Origin of the sequence: Haliscomenobacter sp., assembly GCF_040403615.1 — a bacterium.
Classification (GTDB): domain Bacteria; phylum Bacteroidota; class Bacteroidia; order Chitinophagales; family Saprospiraceae; genus Haliscomenobacter.
Genome location: NZ_JBBAKG010000052.1, coordinates 12,684 through 19,158, shown reverse-complemented (window position 1 = coordinate 19,158; position 6,475 = coordinate 12,684). Strand labels below are relative to the sequence as shown.

Sequence of the window (6,475 nt, the reverse complement as noted above, 5' to 3'; positions counted from 1 at the left end):
GGATCAGTACCCATTTGTCCAGTTTCCCCAACGATGCACGGCCTACCTGGCGCGAATTGCTGCTCGAACATGCCGCACTGGGGGAACTGAACCTGGAAAAACCAAGTGTACTGACCAATTTTGCCATTCTACTGGAAGAATTGATCAGCGATAGCCTCAATGAGCCACTGCCGGTTTTGGTGGAAAAACTGATGAACCGCTCCGGTTTTTTGCAATACATCCTGTCGCAAGCCAACCACACCTGGCAGATTCAGGTGCTGCATACTTTTTTTCAATACGTGCGCGAAGAATGTTTGCGGCGGCCACATTACAACCTGGCCGATCTTTTGCACAATCTACAGCGCATGGAGGCCAACCGCTTGTCGCTGGCACTCGCGCGCTTGAGCGACGAACAGGATGGAATCCATTTACTGACGGCCCACGCGGCCAAGGGACTGGAATTCACTGCCGTATTTATGCTGGACTGCGTCAAGGATTATTGGGAGCCTTCCACAGGGCGCAACAGCTACCGTTTTTCACTGCCCGAAACCCTGACCTTTTCTGGTGAAGAAGACGCTACCGAAGCGCGGCGACGCTTGTTTTATGTGGCGCTGACTCGTGCCAAGTCCTTCTTGCACCTCTCCTATGCCCGCCAAGACGACAGCGACAAAGCCCTGCAACGCGCCATGTACATCGACGAATTGCTGGGGGCACCCGAGATCGCTTTTGAAGTGAAAACCTTGCCCGCCAGTGAGGTGCTCGATATTCAGTTGTTGCGTTTGCAGGAACAGCAAAAACCCAAAATTGACCCTCAAGACAAAGGCATGATCGAGGCTTTGCTGCGCAATTTCCGCATGAGCATTTCGGCGCTGAATACCTTTCTCAATTGCCCCTTGTCTTTTTATTACGAATACATTTTGCGCGTACCCGGCTTGCACAACGAAGCCACGGCATACGGCACTGCGGTGCACAATGCACTGCAACGCTTGTTTGACCGCATGCTGTTGTCGCGCGAGCGGCTTTTCCCTTCAGAGAAAGAATTGCTCTATTTTTTTGAGCAGGAATTGAACCGCCAACGGCAACAAATCTCTCTGGCCTCCTTCGAGCGACGCCTGGAATTGGGCAAGCGCCAACTGGCCCGCTACTACCAGCACTACTATGGCCGCTGGCACAAACGCGTTCGGGTGGAATACACCATTCGGCAGATTGAAGTGGACGGGGTGCCACTGACCGGGACAATTGACAAAATCGAGTTTTATGACCAACTGCGGGTAGGCATCATCGATTACAAAACCGGTAGCCACGACGGGGGCAAACTGCGCCGACCGACCGAGGCCAATCCCTACGGTGGTACTTATTGGCGGCAATTGTTATTTTACAAAGTCCTGTACGAGCACTTCGACCGCTCTTCCCGACGGGTCACTTTTGGCGAAATTGCCTACCTGGACCCCAACCCAGATGGCCAATTCCCCGAGGTACGCATGAGTTTTACAGGCGAGGATACCGCCTTTATGCGGCAATTGATCCGGGAGGCGTATGCCCGAATCCGCAAACACGATTTTTATGAGGGCTGTGGCAAGGCAAATTGCCAATGGTGCAATTTTGTTAAACGAGAAGGGGGGACGGATCGGATCGAAAGGGTGGTGGCAGAGGAGTTGGATGATTTGGGGTGAGTACGGTCTCTTCAAATGATTAAGTTGTAGCTCATCTAGCTTCGCTTATCTGCTTGCGAACGTACGTAAGTGCATCCTGATAAGGAATGCCTTGGGTTTCTCCAGCATCATACGCGGCCAAGCGGCGATGGTTTTCCTGAATGACGTACTCAGGAAAAAAAGCTGATTCATTCTCGTCGATTATCTGGGCGATGGATGCAATCAGAGCCAATTGTTCCGACCTAGTCAGGTGCTGAACCTGTTCAAGTACGTTTTCAAAATTCTTGCTCATGATTCAAATTTACAAATAAATTTTCCAAAAGTCATTCTCCTGAAGAAATTCTTGACTAATTAGGGTGACCCTGTAAATACTTCTGATTGCTTGCATGTAATAGCTGTTCGTAGGGCAATTTAAGCTCTTTTAGGCAAGAATCAAAGTAACCTAAACTACTTTCCTCTTTTACCCCAGCGCCAAGCTCATTAGCCAGCCTTTTCGTTCAAACAAGTTCTGGACATCTGCAGTAAAATGTCTCCAATCAAATCCGGGAATGTTTTTGCTGGGCAGTTTTTCCAACATGGTATCCAGGTATTTTTGGGCCATTAGGTGTAGCACCTCTTCCAGGCTTGAGCTTTCTACAGCAGCAAAAGGGAGGCGCATCTGGATATGAATCTCTTGATCTTTTTTGCGGTAGCGAAATGATTCTACGTGTATGTCATCGGCGGGTAGAGTGACAATGTAAATGAAAGCAATTCCTTTTACACCCTCTCCATAGCTTTCAAGTTGCAGCTGAGCATTGAGCACGTCGCTGAGCAGGTTGGTATTGGTGAAAGCCACCTTTTCAGTGATGGGTTCTTCCAAAATTCCGGAAATGACGAATGGTGCGTACATAAGTTCAATTTGAGCATAGATGGCTAAGATAACCGGTATTGCGCATAAAAACAAAAACAAGATGAAGACCTTGTTGAGCATGAAGACTTTTAGTTCTTTCTTTATTTCACCACCCAGCAACACGTTGAATTTGAGTCTTTGCGGGACGAATTACGCGAAATAAAGGAGGGTATCGAAGAGTTGAAAGACATGATCAGGAACCTGAAATCGGACTAATCCAGTTGTCTTTGTATACTTTGCTAAATCTACCTATTTTCACCTACATTTAGCAGAGTATAAAATTGTATACTTTGCTAAATGTACCAAAAATCCGGCTCGCATAAGTCTTTCCATCAAGAAAAGCCTTGCAAACAATGGACAATACCGCGCTACCGTTGGTACGCGGTCTCTCACGACCCGTACCATTTTTTGCGTCTTCAAGACGCAAGAGTATGCACTAATTTTTAGAAAAGAGTTCTTCATGCAAACAGCAGCACTCTCAGCGATCAAAATAATCACCTCCACCTCCGTATGCTGAAACGAAACTGGCAATTCAATGACCAATTTTCGTATTTTCCTCAATAAAAATGTATCGAATCCCATTTATTCATACGAAAAAATGTAATTTTGAGCATAATTTCATACGAAAAAATGAAAAGAGCACTCTATAACTCATTAATTGGCTGGAAAAACGCCCCCAATCGCAAGCCCTTAATCCTCCAGGGAGCGAGGCAGGTAGGGAAAACCTGGCTCATGAAAGAGTTTGGCAAAAACGAATTTGAGCAAGTCGTGTACCTCAATTTTGAAAGCAGTTCACGTTTGAAATCCTTATTTACAGCAGATTTTGACATCAAACGCATTGTCTCCATCATTGAAATTGAAGCCAATCGCAAGATTCAAAGTAACCGAACATTGCTCATCTTCGATGAAATTCAAGAAGCCGAAAAGGGGCTCACGGCACTCAAGTACTTCTATGAGCAAGCTCCCGAATATTACATTATCGCGGCAGGCTCGCTGTTGGGCGTTTCATTGCAAAAAAACACGTCTTTTCCTGTGGGTAAGGTTGACTTCTTACGCATGTATCCAATGAGCTTTTTTGAATTTTTAGAAAACATAGGGCAGAGCCTCTTCCAAGAGCATTTGGAGGCTCAAAATTGGACGGTTATTGAACCCTTTCACGAAAAATTGGTGGAGCTTCTACGGCTTTATTACTTTGTGGGTGGGATGCCCGAAGCTGTGGCGAATTACATTCAATTTGAAGACCTAAATTCCGTTCGAGCAATTCAGGAGAAGATTCTACTGGGTTACGAAAACGATTTTGCAAAATACGCGCCCATCGAAATTGTCCCAAGAATTCGTTTGGTTTGGAGCCACCTGATTAGCCAATTGGCCAAGGAAAATCGGAAGTTTGTGTATGGGCAAGTCAAAAAAGGCTCCCGAGCCAAAGATTTTGAATTGGCAATCAGTTGGCTTACCGATGCAGGCTTAGTGTTGAAAGTCCATTGTGTGGAAAAGCCTACAATCCCGCTAAGTGCTTACACCAATATGGATGCTTTTAAACTGTTTAGCTTGGACGTGGGTTTATTAAACGCTATGGCGCAGATTGATCCGAAAATACTTCTGGAGAAAAATCTGATTTTAACTGAGTTCAAAGGAGCTTTAACTGAGCAATTTGTAGCTCAGCAACTCAAAATAAGCCATGAGATTTATTATTGGACAACTCCCAACAGTATCGCCGAAGTGGATTTTTTAATTCAAAAACAAAATGAAATCATTCCGATCGAAGTCAAAGCTGAAGAAAATTTAAAATCGAAGAGTTTGAAGGTTTTTGTAGAAAAATATGCACCTTCAAATGCAATCCGTACTTCGATGAGCCGTTTTCGAGCACAAGACTGGATGATGAACATCCCGCTTTATGGGATTGTTGGAATCTAAGAGCATGCCCTAAATCGAATAAACGTTCAAACGATGAATCTACAAAAAACTATTCTGATGCTGGCGCTTTATGGGATCAGCACTGGCCTTTTTGCCCAAAACAAAATCAATGCCTTTTACATTGGACATAGCTTATCCGATCAAATTCCAGATATGGTGGCTTCCTTGTCCAATCAGGCTAAGCCCGGCACCTTTAACTGGACTTATCAGGGTATTCCGGGTGCACCATTGCGCTGGCAGTGGCAACGCAAAACGGCCAGGGATTACACCCCCATTCCTCCGCATTATTACGGCTTTTATGACCGCTCGTTTGGATTGTCTACGGGCAAATTTGATGTACTGGTACTGACCGAAAGTGTGCCCAGGTACCAACGAATCATTAATGAGACCTACCAGTATGCCGACAGTTTTTATGTGTACGCTACCCGTTCCAATCCCAACATTCAGGTGTACTTGTACGAAGATTGGCATTGCCTGGATAGTGGCACACCTACCGGCTGTGACTACGATGTAAACGCTTCAAAGTGGCGGCAACGCCTTAGCGATGACCTGCCCATGTGGGAAAGTGTAGTGAGTTATTTGAACAACAAATACAAACCCAGCAAGCCCGTTTGTATGATCCCGGCGGCACAAGGTTTGGCTCGTTTGTACGATTTGATTCCCAGCGGTGCTTTGCCGGGGATTGGCAAAATAGAAGACCTGTTCAGTGACCGTATCCATTTGAATGACGTGGGGAAATATTTCATTGCTTGTGTGCATTATGCGGCCATTCACCGCAAAACCCCCGAAGGTTTAGGAAACCAACTTCAGGTATGGTGGGGCGGAAATTTTAAGGCACCATCACCCGCTTTGGCCGCCAAAATGCAAAGCGTTGCCTGGGAAACTGTGAAAAATTACCCCAAAAATTGCCTCAATCAAACCACTGTGGCAGTGAATTCTCCCCAATTGGGTACAGTCCTCTTGGAAATTTGGCCCAATCCAGCGAGCGATCAAGTTGAGCTGCGTGGATTGCCTGCTGGCGAAACCTACCACTTGTACAACGCTTTGGGGCAAATCGTCTACCGTGGCAAGGACAAAATGCTGGATGTAAGCAGGTTTGAACCGGGCCTTTATGTGCTTCGCTCCAGGTACGGGAGTGTGCGGCTGGTGAAGCAATGATTTGAAGGCCGACATACTCACACCGCACGGTGGGTAAATGCTTAGGAACGATGAAATCCCTTAGGAACGAAAGACCAAAAAAAGAAAAAACATGCACACCAAGCCATGGCGCTTAGACGATGCAGAAGCCATTGCTGCTGCGGCCAAATACACCTTTTACAAACCCTCCAGGTATGTGCTGGACAAGCTGGAAGTGGGCAATCTGGTCAAGTTGATTTTTACCTTTGACAATGCTGACCCCCAACAACCCAACGCCGAGCGCATGTGGGTGATCATCACCGAAAAATCCAATGGCAAATTTGTCGGAACACTGGACAATGAGCCCTTTTTCATCAAAGACCTGAATCACGGGGACACCATAGAATTTGAAGAAAAAAACATCATCAATTCTGACCTCGACGAAGTAGAACCCAGTCTGGTTGACAAATACATCCACCGCTGTTTGGCTAGCAATAAAATACTCGTGGAAGGCTGTAAAGTGAAATACTTGATACGGGAGGAAAGCCTCGGCGAATACCGGGACGGCATCGTTGACTCTGGCTGGCGCATCCTGGCTGGCGACGAATCTCATGAATACCTGGACGACCCAGAAAACACCCAATTCGTTTCCCTGGGCGCTATTTTGAACAAAGACGAAACCATTCTGGAATTGCTCGACGAGCCCCTTGGTGCTGCTTTTGAATGGCTGGACGAACTCAACCGATTTGAAAGGGTGAGTTGATTGAACCGTAGCCCAATCAACTCACTGCTCCGTTGCTTAGTAGTAGGCAAAATGAAACACTTATTTTTTATCGCCCCTTACTCGACTTTCAAGACTTTCGCCCACACTTTCACTTGCGCATTGCTGCGCAAACGCACCAGGTAAAGTCCTTTTGCCCAATCA

The 6,475-nt window shown here is 46.3% G+C and carries 6 protein-coding genes; 4 read left to right on the top strand and 2 right to left on the bottom strand.

What is annotated here, in order from left to right:
• Positions 1-1,652 (top strand): PD-(D/E)XK nuclease family protein (locus tag ABW391_RS16905; RefSeq protein WP_353483077.1); only part of this gene is annotated, 1,652 nt, incomplete at its 5' end.
• 31 nt (positions 1,653-1,683) lie between these two features.
• On the opposite strand, the gene ABW391_RS16900 is transcribed toward ABW391_RS16905, so the two are convergent.
• Positions 1,684-1,923, bottom strand: a complete 240-nt coding sequence (locus tag ABW391_RS16900) for an addiction module protein (RefSeq protein WP_353483076.1) — start codon at positions 1,921-1,923, stop codon at positions 1,684-1,686.
• 168 nt (positions 1,924-2,091) lie between these two features.
• On the bottom strand, positions 2,092-2,520 hold the full coding sequence (locus ABW391_RS16895; RefSeq protein WP_353483075.1) for an Imm44 family immunity protein: 429 nt from the start codon (positions 2,518-2,520) through the stop codon (positions 2,092-2,094).
• A 630-nt stretch (positions 2,521-3,150) separates the two neighbouring features.
• On the opposite strand from ABW391_RS16895, the gene ABW391_RS16890 reads away from it, so the two are divergent.
• The 3 genes from ABW391_RS16890 to ABW391_RS16880 all read left to right on the top strand — a co-directional run bounded on the left by ABW391_RS16890 (position 3,151) and on the right by ABW391_RS16880 (position 6,313).
• Positions 3,151-4,434, top strand: a complete 1,284-nt coding sequence (locus ABW391_RS16890; protein WP_353483074.1) for an ATP-binding protein — start codon at positions 3,151-3,153, stop codon at positions 4,432-4,434.
• A 33-nt stretch (positions 4,435-4,467) separates the two neighbouring features.
• Positions 4,468-5,592: a T9SS type A sorting domain-containing protein gene (locus ABW391_RS16885; RefSeq protein ID WP_353483073.1), complete on the top strand. Its 1,125-nt coding sequence runs from the start codon at positions 4,468-4,470 to the stop codon at positions 5,590-5,592.
• Positions 5,593-5,683: 91 nt separating this feature from the next.
• Complete coding sequence (locus tag ABW391_RS16880) at positions 5,684-6,313, top strand: immunity protein Imm33 domain-containing protein (RefSeq protein ID WP_353483072.1); 630 nt, start codon at positions 5,684-5,686, stop codon at positions 6,311-6,313.
• The last annotated feature ends 162 nt before the right edge of the window (positions 6,314-6,475 follow it).